Below are 2,979 nucleotides of genomic sequence, written 5' to 3'. Positions count from 1 at the left end.
TTACTCAGGCGTATCGAAAGAAGAACAATTTAACTTATTGAGCCACCACAATAATGCATCACTGGTTGAAGATAGTCTGAAACTGGTCAGCAGGAGCTCCGGGCTGGCGGTTTCCACTGTGGTCCATTATGGAGTCTGGTACAGTATCTGCAAATCAACCAAGTTGTTGTCTGACCTTGCGAGACGGTTTAGCTCTATCAACACAGAGAAAAACAACTTGCAAGAGGTCAAATCATCTTTTTGTAATCAATTGGCAGCCGTTCTGACCTCCACTGAGGTTGCTTTGGCCGGAAAGGTTTCACCCTGGCCCCTTGAGCGGCTCTGGTGGCTACCGCTGCGATTTGCAGGAACAGGATTTGCTGGTTACAGAGCATACACTACTCAGGATCCTTATTTTATACCCATAATGACAATGGCTTACTTTACCCATGAGGTTGTGGCAAGAACCGCAGCCGCTGCTGACACCGTGCAGGCTCTGAAGCATCACGATAGACGCTCAATCCAACCTGAAGATTTTGTCTTCAGTGAATACGCTCTGTTGAAATCAATGGCTGGCTTGATGATCGGGACAATAGTTTATGAAAAGTTGGTCAGCAAAGGCTTTTCACCTGTTGAAGCAAGCTTCGTATATCTCCTTTCTGCTTCATTGTCAAAGTCAATATTAGCAATAGGCTATTTATCAGCATCTAATTCAGAAAGTGCTCATGCCTCAGAGGTAGAAGCAGGAGCAGAAATCTTAGCCGGAGCCTTAGCCGGATCATTAGCTGTAGCTACAGACGGAGCCATCGGAGTCGTAGCGGCCTGGAGCTTAAACCCAGTCTTGTTCATAGCCGCAGTTGGCACTCTGGCCTTCTCTCTACCTGAGGTTGAATCCATATACAGAGTTAAAGACAAAGTCCTGTCCGGAGCTCAGACTGGAGTCGGAGTCGGAATTGGAGTCATGGTAATTTTGATAAAACAAAACTCATACCTGGACTCAAACCGTTTATTGAGAAACGTCGCCATTACCCTGACTCCTGCATTGGCTTTGGCTCTGATCAATGGCCTTTCAAACAATGCTGTTTGTGGTGTCGCACTTGAAGAAAGTTTCACCGAAACAGCCCGTATCCAATGGCAGAAGTTTTATGCTCCTTTGGATTATTTGTACACCTTGTTTAATTGACAAATAGTTGCTTTGAACGCTTCGCGAAGGATCTGAATGACTTAAATGTCAGCTGACGTTTCTCTTTGTTAGAATAACTTGACAAAATCATCCCACCGACTTTTATATCGGCCTGTTTCCAAAAACACCTTTGATCGTTCGAGGCGAAACTTGCTCCTGATTCGGACAGCACAATAGTCAACACCTTCCAATAAGTGGCTTAAACTTCATAGCTGAACTATAAAGTCTTTTATCAACAGTAAAGGGGCAAATGGCAGGGACACTATGAAAGTGCTTGCGTATGCTGATCAGTTGAAACAGTTTACTCCCGACAGGTGAAAATTCGTTGATCATTTTCTCAGATAAAATCAGTATCCGAATTTAGGATATAAATAATGAAAATTTGCGTTAAATCACTAACACTATTCACGTGCTTATTTTTTATAAGCTCATTGGCTCATTCAGGCTTATCGAAAGAAGAACAATTTAACTTATTGAACCACTACAATAACGCATCGTTAGTTGAAGATAGCCTGAAACTGCTCATTAGTAGTTCCAGGCTGGCAGTCTCCACTGTAATCAATTATGGATTCTGGTACGGCATCTGCAGATCACCCGAGGTGGTAACTGCCCTAACGGGTCGCTTTGACCTGCCTCGCACAGAGGAAAGTGAATTACAGGAGGTCAAAGCATCTTTTTGCAACCAACTCGCAGCCGTTATCACCTCCACTGAAGTTGCTTTAACCGGGCACCTATCACTCTGGCCCCTTGAGCTAACCTGGTGGCAGCCACTGCGATTTGCAGGAACAGCATACGTTGGTTATCAAACATACACGAACTGTCCTTTTTATCCTGCCGCCGTTATGACTGCGGCATACTTAAGCCATGAGGAAGTGGCAAGAAACGTAGCCGGAGCCACTACCATCCGAGCTTTAAGGCATAAGGACATAGGCAAAACCCAACCTTTAAATTATGCCCTTAGTGAATATAAAATGTTGTCATCAGTCGCTGGCATTATAGTCGGGGCAATAGTCTATAAAAAGATGCTCAACAGAGGTTTAACTTCTGTGAAAGCAGCCTTTGCTTACATGATATCTGCTTCATTGACGAAGACATTATCAACAATATGCTCTCTTTCATTACCTAATTCAGGCAGTGCTGATAGAGTCGAGAAAGAAGCAGGTGCCATAGCAGCAGCTGGAGCCGGAGCAATAGCCGGATCGGTGGCAGCAGCCGGAACCATAGCTCTTTGGTGGCATGGAGATCTATTCCTGGATACAGCTACACTTAGCACCATTGCCTTTGCCATAGTTATACCTGCACACTATCACATAGACGTAGCCAGAGCCGTAGTCGGAATGACATACGGAGTCGTTTTCTTGCAATTTCTATTGCAACAAAGCCTGGAACTGGACTCAAGGCATTTAATGAGAAACATCGCGATTACTCTGGCTCCTGCATTAGCTCTCGCTTTGTTCAATGGACTTTCAAACCATGCTGTTTATGGTGTCACACTTGAAGAAAGTTTCACAGAAACCACCCGTAACCAGTGGAAGAAGTTTTATGCTCCTTTGGATTATTTGTACACCTTGTTTCATTGATAGTGCTCAATCTTGTAGCGGATGTAATTAAAGAATCAGGTTACTTCTGGCAGGTAAGGTTTGACTGATCATTTGCTAATCAAATCAGTCACCCTGATCAAGAGCATGAATGATGAAAAAAACCGGCAAACTAATTCCTCTATGTTCATGCCTATTATTGATATACTCAGTCGCTCATTCAAGCGTATCGAAAGAAGAACAATTTAACTTATTGAGCCACCACAATAATACATCATT

General features: G+C 43.7%; 2 protein-coding genes. Both read left to right on the top strand.

Annotated elements, in window-relative coordinates; translation table 11 throughout:
- Positions 1–1,162 (top strand): hypothetical protein (locus KDK17_RS19025; RefSeq protein ID WP_257255594.1); only part of this gene is annotated, 1,162 nt, incomplete at its 5' end.
- Positions 1,163–1,635: 473 nt separating this feature from the next.
- Complete coding sequence (locus tag KDK17_RS19020) at positions 1,636–2,742, top strand: hypothetical protein (RefSeq protein ID WP_257255593.1); 1,107 nt, start codon at positions 1,636–1,638, stop codon at positions 2,740–2,742.
- Positions 2,743–2,979 lie beyond the last annotated feature (237 nt).

Origin of the sequence: Endozoicomonas sp. SESOKO2 (assembly GCF_024606245.1) — a bacterium.
GTDB lineage: Bacteria > Pseudomonadota > Gammaproteobacteria > Pseudomonadales > Endozoicomonadaceae > Endozoicomonas_A.
Note: the sequence above shows the minus strand (reverse complement) of the source record. Positions and strands in the feature narration are given on the sequence as shown.